At 40.0% G+C, this 22204-nt stretch carries 30 protein-coding genes, 1 tRNA gene and 2 pseudogenes; all 33 read right to left on the bottom strand.

Features of this window, described 5'->3' with window-relative positions:
• Positions 1-16 precede the first annotated feature (16 nt).
• The 33 genes and pseudogenes from QOS06_RS01645 to QOS06_RS01490 all read right to left on the bottom strand — a co-directional run bounded on the left by QOS06_RS01645 (position 17) and on the right by QOS06_RS01490 (position 22196).
• A complete protein-coding gene (locus QOS06_RS01645) occupies positions 17-3838 on the bottom strand; it encodes a tape measure protein (RefSeq protein ID WP_283595399.1) in 3822 nt (1273 codons plus the stop codon).
• A 3-nt stretch (positions 3839-3841) separates the two neighbouring features.
• Positions 3842-4006, bottom strand: coding sequence for a hypothetical protein (locus QOS06_RS01640; protein ID WP_283595398.1), 165 nt, complete (start codon positions 4004-4006; stop codon positions 3842-3844).
• Positions 4007-4113: 107 nt separating this feature from the next.
• Positions 4114-4659 carry a tail assembly chaperone gene (locus tag QOS06_RS01635; protein ID WP_283595396.1) on the bottom strand — a complete coding sequence of 182 codons (546 nt, stop codon included), beginning with the start codon at positions 4657-4659 and terminating at the stop codon, positions 4114-4116.
• A 19-nt stretch (positions 4660-4678) separates the two neighbouring features.
• A complete protein-coding gene (locus tag QOS06_RS01630; protein WP_283595395.1) occupies positions 4679-5335 on the bottom strand; it encodes a phage tail protein in 657 nt (218 codons plus the stop codon).
• 2 nt (positions 5336-5337) lie between these two features.
• Positions 5338-5748, bottom strand: coding sequence for a hypothetical protein (locus QOS06_RS01625; protein WP_283595394.1), 411 nt, complete (start codon positions 5746-5748; stop codon positions 5338-5340).
• Positions 5749-5756: 8 nt separating this feature from the next.
• Positions 5757-6317 (bottom strand): hypothetical protein, encoded by a 561-nt coding sequence (locus QOS06_RS01620; protein WP_283595392.1) that lies wholly within the window; start codon positions 6315-6317, stop codon positions 5757-5759.
• The gene (locus QOS06_RS01615) at positions 6307-6621 is read right to left on the bottom strand and encodes a hypothetical protein (protein ID WP_152714987.1); all 315 of its coding nucleotides are present in this window, start codon (positions 6619-6621) and stop codon (positions 6307-6309) included. The genes QOS06_RS01620 and QOS06_RS01615 overlap by 11 nt, the downstream gene beginning before the upstream one ends.
• The gene (locus tag QOS06_RS01610; RefSeq protein WP_168240378.1) at positions 6621-6986 is read right to left on the bottom strand and encodes a phage head-tail connector protein; all 366 of its coding nucleotides are present in this window, start codon (positions 6984-6986) and stop codon (positions 6621-6623) included. Before QOS06_RS01610 ends, QOS06_RS01615 begins: the two co-directional genes overlap by 1 nt.
• A gap of 12 nt (positions 6987-6998) precedes the next feature.
• Positions 6999-8135, bottom strand: coding sequence for a phage capsid protein (locus tag QOS06_RS01605; RefSeq protein WP_283595390.1), 1137 nt, complete (start codon positions 8133-8135; stop codon positions 6999-7001).
• Positions 8136-8155: 20 nt separating this feature from the next.
• Positions 8156-8806: a DUF4355 domain-containing protein gene (locus QOS06_RS01600; RefSeq protein ID WP_283595389.1), complete on the bottom strand. Its 651-nt coding sequence runs from the start codon at positions 8804-8806 to the stop codon at positions 8156-8158.
• A gap of 293 nt (positions 8807-9099) precedes the next feature.
• Entirely contained in the window at positions 9100-9297 is a 198-nt protein-coding gene (locus tag QOS06_RS01595; RefSeq protein WP_283595388.1) for a hypothetical protein, read from the bottom strand.
• A gap of 9 nt (positions 9298-9306) precedes the next feature.
• The gene (locus tag QOS06_RS01590; RefSeq protein WP_283595387.1) at positions 9307-10257 is read right to left on the bottom strand and encodes a minor capsid protein; all 951 of its coding nucleotides are present in this window, start codon (positions 10255-10257) and stop codon (positions 9307-9309) included.
• Positions 10257-11921 (bottom strand): phage portal protein, encoded by a 1665-nt coding sequence (locus QOS06_RS01585; RefSeq protein ID WP_283595386.1) that lies wholly within the window; start codon positions 11919-11921, stop codon positions 10257-10259. The genes QOS06_RS01590 and QOS06_RS01585 overlap by 1 nt, the downstream gene beginning before the upstream one ends.
• On the bottom strand, positions 11921-12547 hold the full coding sequence (locus QOS06_RS01580) for a PBSX family phage terminase large subunit (protein ID WP_502868063.1): 627 nt from the start codon (positions 12545-12547) through the stop codon (positions 11921-11923). The genes QOS06_RS01585 and QOS06_RS01580 overlap by 1 nt, the downstream gene beginning before the upstream one ends.
• A pseudogene (locus QOS06_RS11125) lies at positions 12545-12811 on the bottom strand (phage terminase large subunit); the annotation flags it as partial. The gene QOS06_RS01580 and the pseudogene QOS06_RS11125, both read right to left, overlap by 3 nt.
• A gap of 187 nt (positions 12812-12998) precedes the next feature.
• Positions 12999-13544 carry an NUMOD4 motif-containing HNH endonuclease gene (locus QOS06_RS01575; RefSeq protein WP_283595385.1) on the bottom strand — a complete coding sequence of 182 codons (546 nt, stop codon included), beginning with the start codon at positions 13542-13544 and terminating at the stop codon, positions 12999-13001.
• A 144-nt stretch (positions 13545-13688) separates the two neighbouring features.
• A pseudogene (locus QOS06_RS01570) lies at positions 13689-14081 on the bottom strand (phage terminase large subunit); the annotation flags it as partial.
• Positions 14056-14586 carry a helix-turn-helix domain-containing protein gene (locus tag QOS06_RS01565; protein WP_283595383.1) on the bottom strand — a complete coding sequence of 177 codons (531 nt, stop codon included), beginning with the start codon at positions 14584-14586 and terminating at the stop codon, positions 14056-14058. The gene QOS06_RS01565 and the pseudogene QOS06_RS01570, both read right to left, overlap by 26 nt.
• Before the next feature lie 139 nt (positions 14587-14725).
• Positions 14726-15148, bottom strand: a complete 423-nt coding sequence (locus tag QOS06_RS01560; RefSeq protein ID WP_283595381.1) for a hypothetical protein — start codon at positions 15146-15148, stop codon at positions 14726-14728.
• 2 nt (positions 15149-15150) lie between these two features.
• Complete coding sequence (locus QOS06_RS01555; protein WP_283595380.1) at positions 15151-15780, bottom strand: DUF4417 domain-containing protein; 630 nt, start codon at positions 15778-15780, stop codon at positions 15151-15153.
• A complete protein-coding gene (locus QOS06_RS01550; protein WP_283595379.1) occupies positions 15749-15898 on the bottom strand; it encodes a hypothetical protein in 150 nt (49 codons plus the stop codon). Before QOS06_RS01550 ends, QOS06_RS01555 begins: the two co-directional genes overlap by 32 nt.
• A gap of 282 nt (positions 15899-16180) precedes the next feature.
• The gene (locus QOS06_RS01545) at positions 16181-16420 is read right to left on the bottom strand and encodes a hypothetical protein (RefSeq protein WP_283595378.1); all 240 of its coding nucleotides are present in this window, start codon (positions 16418-16420) and stop codon (positions 16181-16183) included.
• A gap of 344 nt (positions 16421-16764) precedes the next feature.
• Positions 16765-16844, bottom strand: a tRNA-OTHER gene (locus QOS06_RS01540).
• Positions 16845-17580: 736 nt separating this feature from the next.
• A complete protein-coding gene (locus QOS06_RS01535) occupies positions 17581-18096 on the bottom strand; it encodes an ArpU family phage packaging/lysis transcriptional regulator (protein ID WP_283595377.1) in 516 nt (171 codons plus the stop codon).
• 210 nt (positions 18097-18306) lie between these two features.
• Positions 18307-18750 (bottom strand): hypothetical protein, encoded by a 444-nt coding sequence (locus QOS06_RS01530; RefSeq protein ID WP_283595376.1) that lies wholly within the window; start codon positions 18748-18750, stop codon positions 18307-18309.
• Positions 18737-19162 (bottom strand): RusA family crossover junction endodeoxyribonuclease, encoded by a 426-nt coding sequence (locus QOS06_RS01525; RefSeq protein WP_283595375.1) that lies wholly within the window; start codon positions 19160-19162, stop codon positions 18737-18739. Before QOS06_RS01525 ends, QOS06_RS01530 begins: the two co-directional genes overlap by 14 nt.
• An 18-nt stretch (positions 19163-19180) precedes the next feature.
• Entirely contained in the window at positions 19181-19378 is a 198-nt protein-coding gene (locus QOS06_RS01520; RefSeq protein ID WP_085719544.1) for a hypothetical protein, read from the bottom strand.
• Positions 19378-19632, bottom strand: coding sequence for a hypothetical protein (locus QOS06_RS01515; RefSeq protein WP_283595373.1), 255 nt, complete (start codon positions 19630-19632; stop codon positions 19378-19380). The genes QOS06_RS01520 and QOS06_RS01515 overlap by 1 nt, the downstream gene beginning before the upstream one ends.
• On the bottom strand, positions 19633-19974 hold the full coding sequence (locus tag QOS06_RS01510; protein ID WP_283595371.1) for a hypothetical protein: 342 nt from the start codon (positions 19972-19974) through the stop codon (positions 19633-19635).
• Complete coding sequence (locus QOS06_RS01505; protein ID WP_283595370.1) at positions 19971-20219, bottom strand: hypothetical protein; 249 nt, start codon at positions 20217-20219, stop codon at positions 19971-19973. The genes QOS06_RS01510 and QOS06_RS01505 overlap by 4 nt, the downstream gene beginning before the upstream one ends.
• Positions 20212-20688, bottom strand: a complete 477-nt coding sequence (locus tag QOS06_RS01500; RefSeq protein ID WP_283595369.1) for a hypothetical protein — start codon at positions 20686-20688, stop codon at positions 20212-20214. Before QOS06_RS01500 ends, QOS06_RS01505 begins: the two co-directional genes overlap by 8 nt.
• A complete protein-coding gene (locus tag QOS06_RS01495) occupies positions 20688-21209 on the bottom strand; it encodes a hypothetical protein (RefSeq protein ID WP_283595368.1) in 522 nt (173 codons plus the stop codon). The genes QOS06_RS01500 and QOS06_RS01495 overlap by 1 nt, the downstream gene beginning before the upstream one ends.
• 147 nt (positions 21210-21356) lie before the next feature.
• Entirely contained in the window at positions 21357-22196 is an 840-nt protein-coding gene (locus tag QOS06_RS01490; RefSeq protein ID WP_283595367.1) for an ATP-binding protein, read from the bottom strand.
• Positions 22197-22204: the final 8 nt, after the last annotated feature.

Below are 22204 nucleotides of genomic sequence, written 5' to 3'. Positions count from 1 at the left end.
CTGCTTATGCTCCTTTCTAATTCTTGCGCAATCTCCATGTTTTACCTTGTCGTTTACTTACATCATCAGTGACCTTCTCACCGTCTAAGTAAATATCGGTATCTTGACTTTCAATAGCAACTAATACCTTTCCAAGAAGATCAATCATCTGGTCTAGTTTAGAATTACCGTTGCCAGTTGATGAGTTAGCCGGTTGTGCTTGCGCAGTAGCTTCAAAAGCTCTGTCAAGTAACGGCTCAGCAGATACCGCATAAGGATTCAAGACAAACTCATGATGTTCTGGGTTATCACCAATGATTGCATTAGTTAATCCGAAGACTTCACCACCAGTTGCAAACCTGCGACCACCTGTTGGACCCCAACCACCAAGCGTTAAGTCTGAACGCCAAGTAGTATCGTTAAACATCGCCAATAATTGATCAAACGGGCTGTAAATGTTTGTGTGACCAGCAACAGCATACTTTCTAAAAGTACCATCAATAAATTGCAGAATACCCTTAGAAGGATGGCCTGCTTTGGCATTGCTATCCCAGTTGTTAATAGCACGAGCATTGCCACCAGATTCATGTTTAATAACATTCATAATGTGACTAATATCTCCGCCAGAAATAGCAACATGCATCTTAGCAGCGGCGGCACGGATTAAGTCGGGACTAGCACCGCCGGACTCAAATTGAGCTTCAAGCTTTTCTAATCCTTTCTTGAACCAATCAGCAATTGGCTGGGTAAGCTTATTCATCGCACCGTGAGCAACGTCAGCAAAGTTGCCTAAACCTTTATATAGCCCACTGGTTGCCTTTTCTAGCAATCCCTTAGTAGCCTTTAACGGGTCTGCTAAGAAATCTTCAAGGGCACTGAACTTGTCGCCAAGCCAACTACCAATGTTTTCAAGCGAACCTTTAGCCCAGTCAATACCTTCACCAATGATTCCGCCATCTGCGAAATGTTGAGCACCAACAATACCACCAGTAGCATAGTGAGAAACACCCACAGCATTCATGATCTGTCGTGTTTCGGCACCACTATACACACGGGTACCTTCCGGCAAGAAACCAGTCCAATTACGCTCTTGTGACATGAATAAGTTACCATCAGGAGTTTGGACTAATTCTTTCCAATCAGGGCCATCACCATCATTGATCACAGATAAGTGCCGATGAACAGTTCCACCCTGTGCAAAGTGAACCTTACCTAATTCTTTTAGCCCGGTTCCATGACCTGTAAAGAAACTCCAAACCTTATTAATTCCACCAATAGCAGCATTAATAACACTAATAACACCATTCATGCCATCCGCTGCTGCCTGCTTAATACCGTTCCAAATTCCTTTGAAGAAGTTAGCAAAAGCATTCCAGCCCGCATTCCAAATACGATTGATAGTATTTAGACCACCAGAAATTGCATCATGAACATTATTTACTCCACTTGAAGCGTAATTTTTAATGTTTTTCCAAGCGTTCTGCGTAAAGCGTCCAATCGTTGACCAGGTATTATTCCAAGTTTTTTCAATCGACTTAGACCGTGATTGCATAGACTTGCGAACATTCTCTACACCATTTTGCGTGTGTTTTGAAATATCATTCCATGTTGATCGCACCTTCTTAGTTAGTCCAGACCAAAAGTTATCCCAGCGCTTTTGCTGTTCTTTCTGCTCTTTTTCTTGCAAGCGGGTCTGATTCCTAGAATACCTTTGATATTCCTTTTGCATGTTAGAAAAGTTCTTTTTAAGATCCTTTTCCCATCCTGCTTTACCGGTGAAAGTATTCTTGATCGATTTACCAACTTTTGAAGCTTCTTTGCCTATACTTCGTCCAATCTTTCCAAAGTCTTTTTCTAAACTTTGAAATCCTTTAACGAAATTCTTTTCCCAGTTAGCATTACCAGTAAAAACATCTTTAATAGCCTTGCCGACTTTATTAACAATATCTCTAAAAGTCTTACAGTGCTTGTAGGCTTCATAGAACGCAACACCAAGCGCAACTACTGCAGTAACTTTCCATGTAATAGGACTTAATGCAATATCAAGAGCAGCATTAGCTACGGTTAGCTCTTTAGTTCCTGAAATCAAGCCACCTAATGCTTTAATCCCAACACTAGCAAGGGATGTGAAGCCAGTCTTTAGCGTTTTAAGTACACTAACTGTTTCGGTAAACAGCATTGTTTTCTTTAATTCTGTTAACCACTTTGTAAATGCCATGTATTTATTAACAGTAAATACAGAAAGCATTACAACGCCCAATGCCTGGATAGCGGCCTTGTTGTTAGCAACGTCTTTTAATAGGTTAGCGATTGCCTGAAGTGGGGATGCTGAATTCTTAGCTGATGAGCCAAAGATCCCAAATACACGGGCAACGTCCATAATGGCCGCTCCTGCTGCTTCAGTAAAGATCTTAATAACTGATCCGATAATACTAAACGTAGCTTTGATATTGCCTGCGTTCTTAGCGATAATATCAGTCAGCGCCTTAATCTTCTGGCCTAAACCGATTACCATGCCATCTAATTCACGTTCAATTTGAGATGTCCCAACGTGTCCACCAGCAAACGCCTGAACTACCTTAGCCATCCCCTGCGAAGCAACTTGGCCTAGCTTATTAAACTCACGACGAGTCTTGGTGTCAGTTACCCACCGTGAAACAGCGGCATAGACTGGGCTCTCCGTCTTTGTAAACGGCTTGATCAGCGCTCCAGTAAGCACTGGAACCGTCGCTCTAATGGTCCGAGTCATACCATCAATAGTAGTCGTAAAGTTCTTGGTAGCATTCTGATATTCATGGCCCATCCTAATCAGAACGGTATTCATATCGTTAGAACTAATCTTGCCAGCGCTCATCATGGCATTAAGATCAGCCATTGTCATGTTCTTGCTATGATGAATTTGTTGTTCGTACTTCAGCAGTTCTTGCCGGAATTTTGGAAAGACGTTCTGAATGGAAAGCATATCTTGAGCAGAAGCTTTACCATTACCAACCATCTGTGCCCACTGCGTACTGAAGTTTTCAATAGCAGCATCACTTGCATGGAAAGCGTCCTGCAATGTCAGGACAGACTTAGACAGCTCACGTGTCTTGTCAGCATTACTGGTAACGGCATAGAAGCGCTGGTTAAGGTCATTAACCATCGAGGTTGCGTTTTGGGCTGAAATGGCCAGTTGATTAGTCATATTGACCATTTTTTGTCCTTCAGCAGCCGATCCAGTTAAGGTCCGCCAGCTTGCAATCATCGTTTGCTGCTCCTTGTCGTACTGATAACCAGTAGCGATAAGACCCTTAATGCCATTACCGATTGCATAAATACCGTTAAGAACAGCATTTCCTAAGAAAGTGCCCATCAAAACATCTTTTAATTTAAGAGATGAATTTTGGCTTTCTTTTAATTGATTATTAAAGTTACGAAGGCCATTTGAAAAATGATCCTTAATTGTAATTACTGTTTCTTTGATCTTTGGTACATCATGAATTTTTCGACTAAATGATTTCAGCTTATTACTGTCAATTTGAGCCTTTATGCTAACTGTTTTCTGCTTAGGAATACCATTTAGAACTTGTTTACTTTCGTTAAATTGTTCACGGATATTCTTAGAAGCATCGGTAGCAGCATGCTGATAAGACAACAACTTTTCTTTCATGCTATCCAAGGATTGGGAAGTCTCTTGAGCAGCCTCTTTTGCATCATTCCCCATCTTTTTCCAGTCTTCGCCAGTATTAGCAACCTTTGAGCCTTCTTCTCTAACCTCATCGGCTCCTTGCTGGATAGCTTGACGGGCTTTAGCAACTTCTTGCGTAACTCCATCTCTGAATTTCCACCAGAACTCTTTTGTAACAACTGGGCTACTCATAAACTACCCTCCTCCCAGCATGTTCATCAACAGTTGACTAGCCACTGTCTTTTGTCGTAATTGTGGCTGTTCGTCTCGTTCCTCAGCAATATTTTTACCAATAGCTTGATTACGTTCTTGTAACTGTTTAATCAAGTCGGCTATTGATTGTTGGGGTTCGATTGGCACAGTCTGTTGTGGTACCGTCTTAGCAAATAAAGTTAAGTCTCTTTGATCAACTAAATGGAGTTGGTAGCCTCGCTGGACTGCTTTAAACTCCTTCGGTGTTAATTCTTTTAGTTCAGTAGGTGTGAGTCCGATTCGTCTTGCTTCGGCGATGATTCTTGCGACGTCATCAACTGTTGAAGCTTCGTTGTTGAGTCGTCGATTTGGCTCATACCGATTTCCATTTGGTCCTTCTTGTCCTCGTCCGTCATTGATTCGATATGCTTCTTCATAGTTGCCGTGAGCTTGTCGTTGTTCTTGATAAACTCGTTCAACTTCCGAGCTAAAAAATCGTTGGCTTGTAATGACTTGAGAATGTCATCAAAAGCTTCATCAGTTGCTTTTTCATCGTTAAACATCGCTGTTTCAAGCGCTTCTTCAACGGCTGTTTCTGATGGTTGATTACGCTTGTACCATGCTAACGAGTGGTAATAAGCAGCAATAATCATATCGACGTTTTCGTCAAGTAGGCCATTAACTAATGCTGAGAAGCCATCTTGACCGTTCTTTGCTAACGACTTATCGTCCCGTGTTTGCAAATAAAAGCCGTAATTTAGCTTTGGTGTGAATACTGCGGGTTGTGCTTGTGGGTTCACTTGAATTGTTAAAGTTTGCATAATTTAATTCCTCCTAAAATTAAACCTTTGGTTCTGCTGGACTTTTAGCTGTTGTACCACCGTTGCTCTTCATATATTCGTCTAATGGGTCTGGCGTTGGATCCATCGTTCCACCCATATCGGTATTGTGAGCGTAGCCGTAAAGTGCTAATCCAATCTGATAAAGTGCTGGTTCCATTTCATCTTGACCAGTCACACCTTCTTGTGCTTCGCCGTCGATGTTGTAAGTGATGTTTGAGTGAAGAAGGTTATTAACCGCTTCTGTTTGTGGTACCCCGTTTGGATATGCCTTTCCAAACAAACCGGGAACAATAAATTTAGTTGGATCTTTAGGGTCTTTTCTCATTCGATTAAAGTCGAAACGAAAAATCCCTAAACGTACTTTTTCATGAACACAACGCCGTAAACTGCGTTGAATGTAGTTATCAATCTTGCGCCAGTAGCTATCAACAACAAAGGTTTCAGTTGTAGCCCCTGGAGCATGCATTGAACCGCCTTTTAAGTTAACTGCTTGTGATGCCAAGTTATCAGTAGTTGAAGTAGCTGCTTGAAGTCCTAGAAGGTGAATCTTATCTTCTGGCTTATCCCACTCGAACATGCATCCGTAGACAATTTTGTCCGCCAAGCTCATAGAATTTGGATCGATATTAGCGTCACTCGCTGTAAATCCTGCCATAATTAATTACTTCCTTTCTTGATTGCTATTCCGTAAGTAGTGAAGTCAAACAAAAAAGCCGCCCTTTTGAGCGACTCTCCTTGATATGATTCGTCAACGAAAATGCGCACGCTGTAATCGTCAAATTTCGATCTCCAGTGTGCGCATCTTACTTGTTGCATAATGTTTCTGACTTGATTGCTAATATCTAGCAGTATGTCAAGCCTATCTATCTCGCTATAAACATCCACAGAAATGGTGAGTTTAGTTTCCTCAATCCCTTTATAGGAGCGTGGTTCATTTTGAATATTGCTTAAATCAATAATCACTTGTGGATATTCAGCATTGTGTTTTTGCCCGTCGTAATAAACGGGGGCTCTTACCTGGTGAAGAGCCTTTTTGACCTGCACAATCAGGTCTGCTTCTGGACCCATATTTCCTCCTACTCTAATGCTTGTCGCATCGTATCTTCAAACTTCTTATCGAGGCGAGTGGCTACCTTTTCGCCACTTGGTTTCATGAACGGCTCTTTAGGATTTCTCCCTTTGCCAAATTCCACCGCTGTACCATAGTAATAAGCGTCTTCATTCTTTGAGGGCTTATTTACTTTACGTATCTTTTTATTGCCTTGCTTGATCTGCTTGCGGGCTTTTTCAGCATCCTCAGCAGTTGCAAGGGGCACGACACTAACTTTCATCCCATCTTCGCTAAATTGGGGCGTGATACTGCCTTGAAGCGTCCCAGTAGGTACATAACCGCTCTTGCTATGTCCTACCTTTTGACTTTCAATCTTTTGTGCTTCGTCTACTTCTTCAGCAGCCGCATTGCGAATAAAGATTTTACTAGCCGCCTTTGCCCTAGCATATTCACGATTAAACTCGTCCATCGCCTCAGGCATTCCCATTCTTGCTAAGTTTTGGGCGACTGCTCTCGCACGCTCAAAACCGCTAGTATTAACAGAAAAATTAACACGTGGTAAGTTCTCGTAGCTATCATTTGGCATTGAAGATCACCTCGCTATTAACGATGTAGAAATCAGTGCGATTGAAGTGTCGTCCGACTTTTTGAATCTTGCGAGCGCCTTTTCCAGTATCGGGATTGTAGTCACTAAGACCAATCTTGTCAGCGGACCAATTACCAAATACCCGAACAATCGTGGCATCGTACATCTCACCATTAGCAAGTGTTAAGTTAGTTCGCTTAACGTTGCCCTTGGTTCTAATAGCCGATGTTTCACCGCTAAAATTTAAATCGTCACCATCGTTTGCTGTCTCAGTAATCAAATAAACTGTTTGATCGTATCGCATTAGAACCACCCAATCGCATTCCCAGTTAAATCACCTTTGCCAGTCGAATCAATCCAAGCTTCAATATCGGGCAAATAATCCTTTAATTCATTAGAGTTAAAAGTCATTGATAGTCCTTCTTCTGAAATGCTATTCATACCCTCGTTATGAAACTTGTTGTATTTTGCTAACGTCAATTGATCGACTAAGTAATTTAACTCAGTAGGGAAAGTGTCATCGTCAAGATACTTGCGGATATAAACCATAATGGCTTGCTTAGCCTGTACGATATAAGCCTCAACGCGCCCTTTGTCGGCATCGTCTAATTCAATCCCTAGCAAAGTTTGCATACGCTGAATATCGTTTGTTGCGTCTAATTCAGCCATTAAATCACCTCATTACTTAGCTTCTGGGCCTGCTTGCTTACCTGCTGTATCAGTGTTCATCGAAACACTAGTAGAGTTCCCTTGTTTAATTGCTTCATCAGAGGTTGTAAACTTAACAAACGGAATCCGCTTAGGATCAGCAATCCGCAAGTAGTTAGCACCATTTTTAATATCATCAAGTGTTGGGAATTGATATTTACCATCTTGATGATTTGCGAGGAAAGCTGATTCATTCCACGAAATACCTTGTGGAGCAAGTACCATTCGACGCCGATTTACTAAATAATCTAAACCGTGACTAACAAGTGACTCACGACCTACTTCTACGGCATGATCAGTAGGCAAGTCAGACCAGCCAAACGCTCCACGTGCGAATAAGTATGAAGTATACTTACCGTCTTTATTAGGCAAACTATCGTCGACAACGATTTGAACACCCTTAATAGAATCGCCTGCATCTGGTGCTGTGATTGCAGTAGGCACGTTTTGATTGCCGTTAAGCACATAAACATTAGATTGACCGCTCTTTTGATCAACAACATTAGCGTTTTGAAGTTGCTTTAAGACATTAGAGTGAACTACTACTAAGGCAAGTTGCTTATAGAAGTCACCAAGCTTAAAACGTGCTTCGTTGAAGTTAATTAGTGAAAAAGTCCCGTCCAGTTTATTACGACCATCAGTTGCATCAAGTTGATTGGTCCCCTTCATGGAATCTGCCGCAAACACACCATCTAGCATTTCTAACATCAATGTTTCATAGAACGAATCCCAGTAGTCACCGATTAAATTGCCTGAATCACGTAATGGATCTTTTCCCGATAATTCAGAAGAAAGGTCAGTTTCGCTCCACGCTTGATCAAAGCCGAGCTTACGAGCTTGCATAATACCGGTTGAGAACTTATTGAGTTTAATCGTATCATCTTCGTTTGGTACTTGTGGCGTTACCTTATCTAAAGGTTTGAGTAATGGAATGTTTACTAAATTTCCAGACTGCGATAATTGATTAGCAAAGTTAGGAATTTGAGTAATTACTCCAGACTTAAAAAAAGCATTAGTTTCAGTTGAACGTTGTGTGATCCAATCACCCCACCATTCTGGAATTTGCATATCCTTTAAACGAGTAATTGGTGTGTAATCTGGTGCATTCATATTTTATTTCCTCCTATTTTCTATTTACCTACATAAAATCCTTGTGGTTTAGCTGCTGAAATCATTTGACGAGCTAGCTCTGGATTTTGAGTATAAATTCGTTGCTGCTCTGTCATGTTAAAGTTTTCTTTAGCCCACGGATTTTGACTTGATGGCACACTTGTGGTCATGCTACCGTTGCCACCTGTTGGGTTTTGCTTACCCTGCATGAGCTTTTCAGTAGCTTCTTGAACTTTCTTATTAACGTATTGATCTAATAAGTCTAAACGTTGTGAGGTTTCCTCATCATCAGCACCCATAACGAGTGGTAGTAGATCAGTAGTAATACCCTTATCGATCAACGTTGACTTAGTTTTTACTTCCCGTAATTGACGATCTAAGTCTTGTTGCTTGCGATTGAACTCATCTTCACGGTCTTTTTGTTCCGCTTTAGCTCGCTCTTCAGCAGACATCTTAGTACGTGCAATAGCCTTATCAATGGCATCTTTCTTTTCCTGCTCTGCTTTGGTCCGTTCCTTAGCAATCTTAGAATCAAGTAAAGCACTGATAGCCTTTTGTTGTTCAGGTGTAAACTCTACTTTAGGCTTTTCTTCTTGCCCCTCATTTTGAGTTGGCTGGTTGTCCTGTTCTTGCACAGGCTGTTGAGTTTGAACTTCATTTTCGTTTTCCATTATCAATACCTCCGTTTAACGCCCGTCGGCTTATTCCGTTTAACCTCCGTCGAGGAAACCCGTACGCTCTTTAACGCCTGTCAGCACGTTTGAAGGCATAATAAAAGCGGCTATCCGTTTGAATAGTCGCTATAATCTCTTAACTTCTTGTATTAAATTGTTTACTGTTTGTACGCCGATTAGCACCGCCAGCACCTTTGTTGCCGTATCGTTGACGCAAAAGAATGCTACTATGCAAAGGCACAATGTAGCAAACAGCAATATAAAAATACCTATTTGTAATTTATTCATTTTTATAAATCATCTTCAATTTGTGGCTTCTTAAAATATAAAAGGCCCGGATAATCTATCCCTTTTAGTTTTCCAACTACTTTAATCGTTAGTTCTGAATAATTTGAAGTATCAGGGCAATCAATTTTTAGGCTAGTAATTCCTTCAATTCTTGTGCCATTGATATACAATCCGTTATCTTTTAACTCAAATCTATCCATAAAAATACCTCACAATCCTAAATCTTCTAGCGCTTCCTTGACTGGTGTTTCAGCCGGAATGATGTTACATGCACAGCGCGGGTGGAATGGTGGCACGTTAATACCAACTACAATGCTGTCAATCTTAACTTTTGTACCGTCCATTCCCTCACAATACTTGCAAACGTTAGTACTGTGACGGCTTACCACTTTAACGTACTTGTAGCCGTCATTTTTAAGGCTTTTTGCAGTTGTTTTCATTTGAGTTGCCTTAGCTTCAGTAACAAATATTCGCTCAAGGTTTGCTTTTGTGTGCATGTAGCGTTTCTGCACTGTTGAGCGCCATTTATCCGAGTTATAATTCCACTGCTTGTCACCTTCTAGCGCTTCTTTAGCTGCCTTTTTTAATGAATTGGGGTTCATGTGATTTTTAACTTGAAAATCAATTACTTTATCTAAATCCATTGAGAGACGCTGTGCGTGCTTGAAGATGAGCGGCAATGTATCTGTATCATTACCCGTTTGTGTGGCGACACGGAGCAAGGCACGGCGCTTCAGCTGGGTATTATATCCGCCGTGTTGTTTACCAGTTAATTCAGTCACCTTATTAACAATGTCTGTCTGCTGATCTTCTAATCGTTTTGCAACGTCCAATCCAAGCATGGCAATATTAATTCGGCTTGTAAGCTTTGCTACGTCCAAATTAGTCTTATATGGTAAGTTATTCAGCAAAGCGCCAACAACGGCTTTTTGCTGTGGTGTGTGAGCTATATTGCGCAACTCACGTAAAGCATCGAACACCGCTTTAACGTCTGCTGGGTCTGCTTTATCATTCCATTTCAAGCCATTATTAAAGAAATGATCAAAAGTAACCTCTTGCTTATGCTCTGCACGTTCTACCGCGTCACGCAAAGCAACAACGCTTGGACTATTTGGATTAAATATCTTATCTAGCTGATCGAACCATTCTTTATCAGTCATTAGCTATCACCTTTGGGCTTGTTTTCGACTTCTGCCGGCTCACCAGTAGCAAAGATATTGCCAATTCCAGTTCGCCCTTGCTTAAAGTCGTCGTCTTCTTCGAGTTCCTCTTGCTTTTCATCGTCAATCCGCTGTTTTTCATCATCAGCTGGCACATTGGTAATCTTTTGAGCAATTTCTCGTAAGGATTTCATACTTTCGAGTCCTTGAATGCTTGCTAATGTTTGAATTAATTGAGCGGTCTCTTGATCATTCTTCGGCAAGTTAGGGTCAAAGTTAGGCTTTACCATGTCAGCAACGATAGACACATCATTCTCGCCCGGCAAAGCGTTAATCTTGTTCCAGTAAGCAATACATGAGCTAATACGAGAGCGTAGGCCACGTTTATACAGTGCTTCTTGTACCTTGCGCTCTTGATCGCTTCCCCACAACTTGTAACTCATTGCTACACCAGACGCGTTAGAAGCAAAATTAGGATCGTTGACGTTCGGTGTGTTGGTGTACTTATGAATTTCATTAATCAAGAAATTGGTGTAAGTCGACCAACCGGCGGAATCATATTGCTTTGTAATGTATTGAAGCGTAGGTGCTACAACTGTACGCTGTCCTTCGCTTAATCCAGTACGTGCAATATAAGGCTCCAAGTAAAACATATGATGTTTAGGGTCAATAATCGGTCTAGGTGGCACCAATACAACTGGCTTGCCATCTTTACCCATTTGGACGTTGCCTTGTTTATCTTTTGCATAGATCGGCTCAGTCTTATTAGCAAAGCGACCGGTTGCTACCATTGCAGCATCGTTAAAATCCTCTTGGAAGTTAGCCATTGTGGAGATCGCCTTGTCTAATGCGTCCATTTGATCAATTTCAGGCTCCCAGTCGCCTAAACGCTCTTCATTGTTCTTGTATTCAGTCAGTGGCACCCGTTCAAAGAATAGCGGCTCTTGGCCGTCAAATACAACGTTATTAACTGGTGAGTTAGTTTCAGGTAATCCGCCATCTGAATGATAACGATAGACCATCGAGTCAGTGTAAATCTCGTAATTCTCACGTAGTAGCTCATCTAAAACGCCTGTCTGATAATAGCGAACAGCAAATAGTGGTTTAGCCTTGATTGAATCATCATAGACAACAAAACACGTCGTCGGGTCAATCTTTGCTAAGTTTAACGTTGTTTCGCCCTCATTAACGTAGACAAGATCATAAGCACGACCCATGATTGATAAATCTTTCTTCAGCATTTCGTCAATATAAGGCGTGTTTGCGTTGTCGTTGTAATGAGTGAGCAATTCATCCAGCCTTTCAGACAATGATTTCATGCTATCCTCATCAGTCGCTATCTTGTATTGAATATCGTTACCCATGAAGTAGCCCACACGAATATTGGTAATGTAGCGTGCAAAGCCTGTTGACACCCGATTATGCGCATTGTCTGGATTAGGTGACCCAGCCCACTTCTTAATCTTGGTATCAGCATAGTAATAGCGCATAAGCTCTTTTAATCGTGGCACCTCTCTGTCGATGTGGTGGCGAATGAACTTATAAGCTGTTTCGTATAGTTGCATTGGATAATCTTTAATCGTATTAAAATAGCTAACCGGAACTTGATATTCTCGGTTAGCTTCCAAATCAAAGCGATGTTGTTGTGGAATTGTGTTTTGCATTAAATATCAAGCCCCATTTCTCTAGCGATATGATACTGATTACCCCAGTCAACACCCATCGAGCCATCATACATATCCATATATTGCCTAACGCTATACCTTAACGCGTCAATCGCGTGGTTATTTTCATCTTTCGGACGATTAAGTGTATTCCCGATGTTGTCCGTATCGAATACATAATTATTGAATTCATTCCAAATATTTTTGCACTTTGGGTGGACGTGGATTTTATACTGCCATAATTGGTCAATTCCTGCCTCTATTGGCGTTTTTACAACTGATTGGATATTATCTATACCCAAGTCTAAAAGTTGTTGTGTGCGCTCTGGTGAAGCAGAATCAGCATAGATGTTTGCATGTTGATAGCCGTTATTTTTGAGCCATTCAGCAATGTGTGGTGTCGTCTGGTGATACGTATACATTTCATCGTAGATCCAAATATTCTTGCTCTTTGGATCAATCGCTAACGCAACAAACGCATTCGGGTCACCACCGAAGCCATAATCAAGACCAAATCCAGCATGTCCGCACTCGGTAAGTTTTTCCTGTGGGTCAAAATCAACACGTTCAACATTATCTTCAAAGACAAGTCCTTCGCTTACTCCCCAGTCACCATCAGCGGCCACACGAGCACGTCTAGGGTTCGTCTTGTATAAATCTAGGTAACGTTGCTTATCCTTCTTATCAAGCCACTCATTACATCTGAAGGTAGTTGTCTGGGAGAATGTATCGGCTTTACGTGTTTCTGGATCAAAGAAAGTCCTCTTTAGCCAGTGCTGAGCATTCCAGGGATTAAATGTTATTGTAATTTGCTTAAAGGCACCTGGAACATCAATCCGACCACGAATTGACTCTTGCAACGTTTCCAATTTATCAGCATTTTCAATTTCATATGCTTCTTCACATTTGTGTTACGGATATACCGTTTCCGTATACCCTCCATATATTTCTATATGGATCAGACTATATTTTCATCGCCTTTAGCGATGCTCCATCTTTCAACGCCACTTGGCGCTTACTCTACTCATCGCATTAAAAAAGCAGGCATTTCAGCCTGCTCTGCGCTTTCGATAGTCGTTACACGTTCCTATATGCTTCGTGTCTCACAACACGACCAATTACAGCATTGGTAACACCATATTTTTTTGCCAAAGCAACAGTTCCGTGTTCCTTGCTTTGCCAAACATATTCTTTGCGAATTTGTTTAACATCATCAGCAGTAAGTTTTGATTCAGCATTTAGTGTTCCTTGCATTGGTTTTTTTAGATGATGACGATAAGCATGCTGCATATTTTCTTCACGGGTATTCCATTCAAGGTTTTCAACATGATTATTAGTTTTGTCACCATCAATGTGGTTTACAGTAGGCTTGTTTTCTGGATTAGGTATAAAGGCTTGCGCTACTAATCGATGTACACGATAATCATGAGCATCGCCCCGACCGTGTTCTCCAATTAGTGTTACACGACAATAGCCGTCCTTAGTCAATCTAGTCGTTGTATTGAGAAAACGCTCTGGCACTGGATAGTTTGTCCTTGTTCTTCTTTTTAAGGATTTAACCCGCCCGTAACTACTTATTTGATACTTACCTTCATATCCTTTTATATCTTTCCAGATTTCCATAAACATACGCCTCTTTTTATTTCGTATGCTTATATTATACCATACCTAAACACTATATTTAATAGGCTTCGCTCGGTCTTGTCCTCGTCTAAAATCGTTAGGAGTTTAACCGAATTAATGGAGTTTAACGTGGACTAGGAAGTTAATCCACACGAATGATAAATACCCGTGCGTAACAGTGATTGACGTAAGTTTCAAAGCCTTATCAAGTCCACGAAAGATTATTCGCTGTCCTGTTGGCTTATAAACGATTTCAGGCATTGATGGATTACATTTAAACAAATGCTCAGCGTGATACCGATTAATTGCCCACACAAGGTCAGCATATGTTGATTGTCTATTAGTGTTTGAATAGCGTCTTACAACAAGCAGATTAGACCAAGGGTATTTCATGATGCGATAAATCATATTGAGAGCAGTAGTTTTACTCTTCTTACTAGCACGTGAGCCCTTAACAACGCGGTAAAAGTGCTTGTCGTGCCAAAAATCATAATAGCCACCGCCCACAATCTTACTTAGGCTTAACGTCTGCTCCATCGCCTTCACTTCCTTTCTGTTTGCTATCGTCCTCTTTATCCGACTTCATATCGTCAGTAAAGACAATCTTTGTAATTCCTGTTTTATCATTCTTAAGTAACTTTGCTTTCTGTTCTGCAATATCTGCCTCAGCATTAGCCTTGCGAATCTTAGCTTTGTCTAGTTCTGGCGTGCTATTATCAGACAGCATTCCCGACAACTTCAATATTGAATTAGCGGCCTGCAGCTGAACCATCTCCGACTTAGCACTTAGTAAACTATTAAGCTTTCGGATTGCGTTGCTTTCATAATCCTTTTTTATTACAACGTGCTTATATGCATCCTGCCCCTTTTTAAATTTTGGGTCATTCTTCCACTTAGCAAGTGTCCGTCTTGTTCGATTCACATTTTCAGCTATCTGTTCATCGCTCAAATCATCTTCAAACAGCATAACGATAGCATCACGGCGTGGCTTATCCAATGAATAGAAATCGTCATATTGTGAATTTTTGTGAACTTCTGTCATGGCATATCACCACACCACCTTTCTAAATTTGTGTACAAAAAAAGCACCTGCAAATTGCAGATGCTAATAATGAAGATTGACAGGATTTACACCTGAATCCGCCCTAGAAGAACGTGTTTTTTCACATAAACTACAATCTTCACTTTCTATTTTTCCATAGCCTATTTACATTTTCAACCATTTTTCTTTCCGAACTAGTTAATTTACTTCTAGTACCACCTTCTAAATGCATATACCCTAAATGTGTATGTGGGGTAGGTACCTTTTTACCATCAACTGTATGAGCTGGTCCGAATAAATCTATTTGCTTAAGACGATGACCATTTCTTCCGTAATAGGTTATATGCTTAGGATTGCCTTTTTTAGTAAGAGTGACGTATATTCTTTCACGCCCACCTCTTGTTTCGACTGGAGGTGTTGTACTTCCTTCATTCTTCTTCACAAATTTTATATTTCCAACTTGCAACACAGTTTGATACTCTGAACCATACTTTTTACCATATGAAGAATATCCCTTGTGTTTAGTATATTTCAGTCCTGAAGTTGCTCCTCGTCCACCCATAATTACAAACTCCTTAATCGCCTGATATTATCGTTCTCATAATAAACAACATCAATATCATCTGGATAGGTGAAATCAACTTGGCCACCATAAACTAATAATTGCTTAGGATGTAATTTGGCAATCATTTTTATTACTCCACGTTGCCACATCTGATTTGCTTTATCATTCTTCTTCACACCAATTGTGCTAATAGATAAAGTGCTGTTTAAGGGCAATCCATCAAAACAAAATTCAAACGAGCGCTCATCAGCCCATGAAACGGTCGGAATAACAGTTAATTCTAATTGTTGCATCATTTGTCCTAACAGCCGTGAGCGATATACATTCCACATCATCATAGGTAAAGGCATGTCTTGATATAGGCTAAAATCTGGAGTTAATACACAATCAAATTGGCTTAATTTATCAATATAAAGACCTGGTCTATTCCAAAATCTTTCAAATTGGTAATCATCTAAATAAAAATGGATTCCAGCCGAGTTATTCGCTGTTTTTAATTGATTAAATCCTACTAATGATTTTGGCTTATAAATTGTTGGTGCTAACACAGGCATATCAAATTTACCGGTTGCCATATCAGATGAATAATATTCAAGATTATACTTGCTTATCGTTCTTTGACTTCCCATGTTTTGTGTAGCTATCCTCCGTTTTGCACTTTTCTTGTTTCATTGTTCGTTCAGCATGACATAACATTAAATACTCTTGCCTAGATGCTACCAAGCCAAATCTTTTAGTTTGAAACATTTTTCCTCCAAACAAAAAAGCCAGCGATAAGCTGACTAAATCCGTTGATACGTAAGTGTTTTTGATAGATAATTTTCTACTATTTGCTAACCGTGAAACGTCTACAATCGCTGATATAACAGCATTCTAATTTGTGGAACATTTCTTGACATTTCTATTGAAATACCTTACTATACTCTTGTACAGAAAAAAGCAATCACGTTTGCCCACATGATTGCTTCAAGTTGTTGATTAACATTGCTGTGCGTTTTCTTTCGTGTCTTGCTGGTTGCAAGGCTTTTTTTATTTTCTGATAAAAGTTACCAGAATTTTAAATAAACCGCTACCCAATGTACCGCCCAGTACTACAGCAATAGCAGTTGCCGCAACCTTAAAGTACATCCAAATAATAATTGATCTTCTCAACGATTTTGGACAATCTTTAAGTTGCTTGATTATATCTGGTAAGTATTTCATTACCCGGGCATAATTATTTTCCTTTACAAAGCTAGAAGCACTCGTAAAACTGACAAGCGTCTGCATTTTTGCATCCCCTCCTGTGCTGGTGAAGTCGTAACAATAAACGTCTGCACAGTAAGAGGTATAACCAACGTCATTTAGTATACCATTTAAAAGTGTAACATTGTATTCAAATTCGCTTTTATTTTGCAAAATCAGCCTTTTTAAGCCACTTTCACTCCATATTAGTGTAAGTGGCTTAAATTATATTTAAATGGCTTAGAAAAGCTGTTAGAGCATTTTAAACATTGGTTAATAAAAAAATCCCCAATATATGGAGACTTTACATCAAGGCTAATGGAAGAACATCATAGTAAGCAGATGTCCTCCTTTCGTTGAATGTTGTTAAAAAGTAGATGAGCCTTGAATGCTGATGGACGGAATCGAACCGCCTTCTCCACGTTGAAACGGAAACAACTGTGGTGCTTTACCATTAAGCGACATCAGCATAATACAGAAATGCTTGCATCCACTAATCGCTTTTGAATTTTGTTACTTTTTTGCATCTCTGTATTACTATCACGGCTTGGACAAAAAAGTACTATGCAATTACGAAAGAGGAGCGTTCATCTCCTATCATAGTTAATTTAACCGTGATAAAGCTGAGAGGTGGATTCAAACCACACTTTTGCCACACAAGATCGGTTGTGTGCCCATCTTGGTTCTCAGCAAGCAATGTGACCCGTCTACATTGCTATATCACGATGTTAAATGTACGGGTGAAGAGGGCGGCCACCTTGATGACCTCCTTTCTTCTTAATCATCGTGATAAAGCGAATATCGGGAACTGCCCCCACGAGTGATTAGCCCGGTATCTAATCTACATATCCGCATAAAAGACTGACACTAATTATTTTGTAGCATATTAAGAAGGTTTATTGCATGTATTTGGTGTGTAGTTCACATGATAATTATTGTCAGACGTAGCGTCAGTCTTAAACATAAATAGCTATTTACTGGGAATGTTGCTGTTTCCATAAGTAACTTCCCTACGTGGATTATGGTCATCTGCCACCATCGTGTCGGCTTGGCTACCGGATTCCACACGGTCATTTAACAGACCAAGTTGCGGTACGTATTGTGAGTATACGTACTGAACAATTTATTTTCTGTGGGGTTGTCGTTATTTTTTCGACAATACCATAATATCTCATTTAACTTCCCGTTTTGTTCCCGAAAAGTTCCTAATTTGTTCCTGTTTTATTCCCGTTTTGTTCCTGATTTGTTCCCGCTTTTTCGTCATCGTCCTCAAAGTTGAGAAATAAGGGGAGAATTTTGAGGTTACAATTCATTTGCATTGAGATCCGATCGCAAGCTTCAGCAAATTCTAAACAGGCTGTTTCATCAGCGTCCTTGAAGGTTGAATGTCCTAAGTGATGGTTGATGTGCAGTTTAGTCTCTACGACTGTCAATTGCTTAACATAGTGCCAGGTGAGTATATCTTGGCTTTCTATACTACAAACGTTAATTGCCTTCTCAACGGCTCTCTTTGCTTTTGCACATTCAGCGTAGTAAATCATCATCTTTTCTGATCCATTGCCTTTACGTGAGCCGTGAATACCAGTCACGTCATTTACTTGCGCTTTGATCCCGTCCATCCAAGCATTCCGACAAATTCTTTGATATTTCTTGTCATTATTGAAAAAGTTACGGACGTTTTTAATGGTTTTCTTCTCGTTGAACTCTGGAAATAACCCCACGATATTTCGCTCCCCTTGTGATATAATAGATTTGCTATTTTTTATATCTCAAGGGCGCTCTCACAGTAGAGCGTCTTTTTTTATTACATAAAGAATGCAAATACATGTGACCATATTGTTAGTGTCAACCAGCACATAAATCCAAATAGAGCAGCTATAATTATTACCACGGATAAACAAACAACACCTATCGTTCCATACCCTAGAGCATTACCCAAAATTCTTCTCATGTGTCTCCTCCAATAAGTCATATAATTTTTCTTGCGTCAAAACTACTTCTACGTCTGTAATTCTTAGCTGTCTATAATTACCCGTATTGCGAAATAATGATCCTACATGCAAGTAATAATCATGCTTTGATAAACCTGTCAGTTTAAGAATGGATGATTGTTTAGTACCAATTTTTCTCAAGATATAAGCTTGTGCAAAAGGATTATTAATATTGTGCTTATAAAAATATTGTTTAATTCGCCATTCAGCTTCTTTAATTCTTCTAGGTTCTCGTAACTTCAAGCTTTTGCGAAACTTCATAATTTCTTGAAGTCGCCAATCATCTGGTTCAAGGACCTCCTCTGGCATTTCATTAACTCCTCCCCATTCATGATTAATAGTTAATGAATCCATTGCTTCAGACAGTCTTTTAGGAATTGTCATTTTCTTTTACCCCCTGTACCTCGATTTCTACTCTTGGATGGTCGCTGTAATACTTTTCAGCAACTATCTTTACAATTTGGTTATCATCTTCCCACAGCAAGCCATTTAAGCCATCTAAAGTAGATTTAATGTAATTGTCCACATCAGGCTTTACCGTTGGTCTGTGTGCCCCTATGAGCCGTAATTTACGCTCTTTTTTTGATACGCTCGATTGCACGTGTCGATAGAACTTTAGATTGACTATTAACTGACCAGATAACGGTTGATCCTTGTATTGGAACTTACACATCATGGCTAGCTGTTTCTTATAAACTGATACCTTTTTAGGATCGTATAGCCTAATTCCTCGCCCCATCCTTGTAGCTCGTGGTCGTGCTTGTTCTACAGGTTCAATATCAAAGGTAAGTTTCACTGTTCTTCTCCTTCAATGTTACCCATGCCACAGTCTCCACGAGGCATAAATTCCAATTGCTATCCCTACCAACATGATCACTGTTTCCAAAATAATCAGTGATATAGCAAGAATGTTATAATCTGGATTTTTCCAGAAATCTATTACTGCTGTAAACATCCAGAATAACGCCGAAGCTGTTATTAATCCCTCACCATACATCAACAATTCTTTCATCAGTCGCACCTCTCGTAAGTTCGCTCAAATATATTCTTATCAATAGCCCAATGCTCTCCGTCCACGCCAGTAGCGATGTAATCACCTATATGCAATAACATTTGTCCCTCTTTAGTAGGTAAATAATAGGACTCAACTTGGTGATGATGACCCCTGCTTCTACTTAGTCCTATATGATAATCATTTAATTGTTTGTTAGTAGCTTTAAACTGTTCAGCTTCAATTAAGGCTGTTTTTCTGTATTTGTGTAGCATTTAATTTTCCTCCTCGTTCAGCGGGCGACCGCACATTGGACAATTAGAAGGGCCTAATAAATCGCCTGCCATTTTCCCACTATCATTATCTGGCCACATATGAGTTAACATGACAGTTTCTGACTGATGCCCTCTTCGCCACGTCATCATCGAATTGCCATCTGGTAATCCGTGACATAGTTCGCTCGGGTTATCTGAAAGATCGTGTGAAAACGTATCAAATGCCTGTTCCCACATTCCATACATAAATCCGCTCATAATATCCCAAGCTTTAGAAGTGTTGATAAAACTATCAGCTTCATGGCAATACTTACAATTCTTTTGCTTTTCAGTTAGTTTCATTTCTTCCACCTCTTTGGTTTTCTAGCCGTTTTGTGCCACCACTGTGACCACTCATAACTCGTGTGATCATGCCAAGCCATCATATGCTTAGCCTTAGCGATCTGTCTCTTACGAGTGCGTTTGATTGGTTTATATCCACGAAGCATATGTTTGAAAACCTTAAGAAGTCGCTTAATTTCTGGCGATCTTAAAAAATCATCCACACTTTCTTGCGTAATATTTATTTTTTCAATATGCTTATTCATCCTTGTCCTCCGCAGGTTCTTTCATTGCATCAATTGCAGGTGCTAAGCGTGGATTATCTTTCTTGAGTTGCTCTAACTCAGACTCAGTGAAGATTGTATTTGAAGTTGGAACACCATACGTAGACCAAAATTTTTCGGTCCATTGGTTGTTGAAGCCTAAGAATGTTTTTCCGAGCTTATCATCAATCCATCGCAAACGATACTTCTTTTCTGGAAAACGCTCTTCAACGGGCGTATCAAGCAAACGCTGGATAACGTCCATTACACGGGCTAAGTCTTGAGGTTCGACATCAGTTAAGCAATCTTCATCATCAATAATTGAACGCCAAGTTTTTGCCTTAGTGGGAAATCTAAGAAACCAATCATCGCTAACTCTGTTATGTTCAAAAATAATCAGATCACCATCTTCTACTTCTGCAAATGCTGTATTGGTTCCGTTAATAAACTTTACTGCTTCATCAATCTTCATTAGTCATTCACCGCCTTAATTTTCATGGCTTCGTATGAGCCTTTGGTTGCGTCGTAATCGTCTTCCACGCCAAGCCGGCACATGACACCGTACATTGCGTCTAAGCGTCCGTTACGGTAATCCTCACTAACTGTATGATCTTTAAGATAGCCCATTAGTCTGTGCCTCAGTTCTTCTTTGTCATCTTCACTTAGCACTGTGCCTCGAGAAGCTAATGGTGTATGTGCATACTTGCTAATGAGTTCAATCAATGGCCAGAAGCCTTTACTTTCTAAATCATCAGCGTCTAAGTCTTCTCGTTCGTATAATTCTGATAAGCTTTCGATATTAACAGGAATCATCATCTGCCACATCGGCTTACGTTCCTCTTCGTCTCGTGCGTCTTGCCATGTGCGGTAAACATAGACATATTTACCTCGCTTAACGGCAAATGGCCCCATTTCATCGCCACGATCAATCTCTTGACTATGATTGATCGTGTAAATCAGCTCATCGGTTGTTATATAACTATTTGCATTCATGCTGTCTTCCCCTTCAAATCTCCGTTTAGATACATCATCATAATTAATTCTTTGCTGATATGATCGACTACGCAGCCACCACATACGCAACACTTACGATTAAGATAAATTCCACTGCCATTGCAAGCAGGGCATATTATTTCCATGTTAAATACCTTCTTTTATTCGCATATCTTCCATTTCGTTGAACGGCAAGCGATGATTAGGGTCACGAGTAACTAAACGGCTAATCGTTCGCTCTCCATAAATTCGTATTAATTCATCGGTTGTATTGTTTGTTGTAATGATTGTTTGATGAACAGGCTTAATTAGCTTGATATTCTTCTCATTAGCCCGTTTACGCTCTTTTTCTGTACCTTCGTATCGATTATTGGCAACGCTGAATAAAAGCGCCTGTACGTCCTTACGAGCGCCAATATAGCCATCACCCGAAACTTTTTCGATACTTCCTCCATCTGCTCCAAGATCATCAAGCAGCAAAACATCACATGTATCCATTGCCCGTTTAAGGTCTTGTAATCGTTCTTTTCTATCCTTGTACTCGTATTGCTGACTAACTAACTCACTCAAAGCAACGGTTGAGACAAATAGAACTTGTTTACCGTTATGACGTAGTAGGTTAAGCATAGCTAACGCTAATGAGGTCTTACCTACTCCAGCGTCTCCACTCATAACAACGTTTAAGTGGCCGTTAATCATTTCTTTGGATAAGCTGAATGCCTTTCTACCTAAATGCTTGGCTTGCTGTGGGTTCTCACGTTCATCTGGTTTCCAATCTTTGAAATTGAATACAATTTCTCCCGAAGACCATAAGGATTTATTCCACACGGCTTTAGTCTTATTTCTTTGTAATTCACGATTAAATTTGTTGTGCATTTGCTTGTCACGTTGCTCTTTAAATTCTTTTAGTTTTGGATCATGGATATTTACTCCGGCCTTTTCAAACAATTTAGGATCGATGTCCCATTGTGCTTTAGTAAGAGCCATTGAGATCA

It is taken from the genome of Limosilactobacillus sp. DJ3M12 (genome assembly GCF_947381695.1).
Lineage (GTDB): Bacteria > Bacillota > Bacilli > Lactobacillales > Lactobacillaceae > Limosilactobacillus > Limosilactobacillus kinnaridis.
Note: the sequence above shows the minus strand (reverse complement) of the source record. Positions and strands in the feature narration are given on the sequence as shown.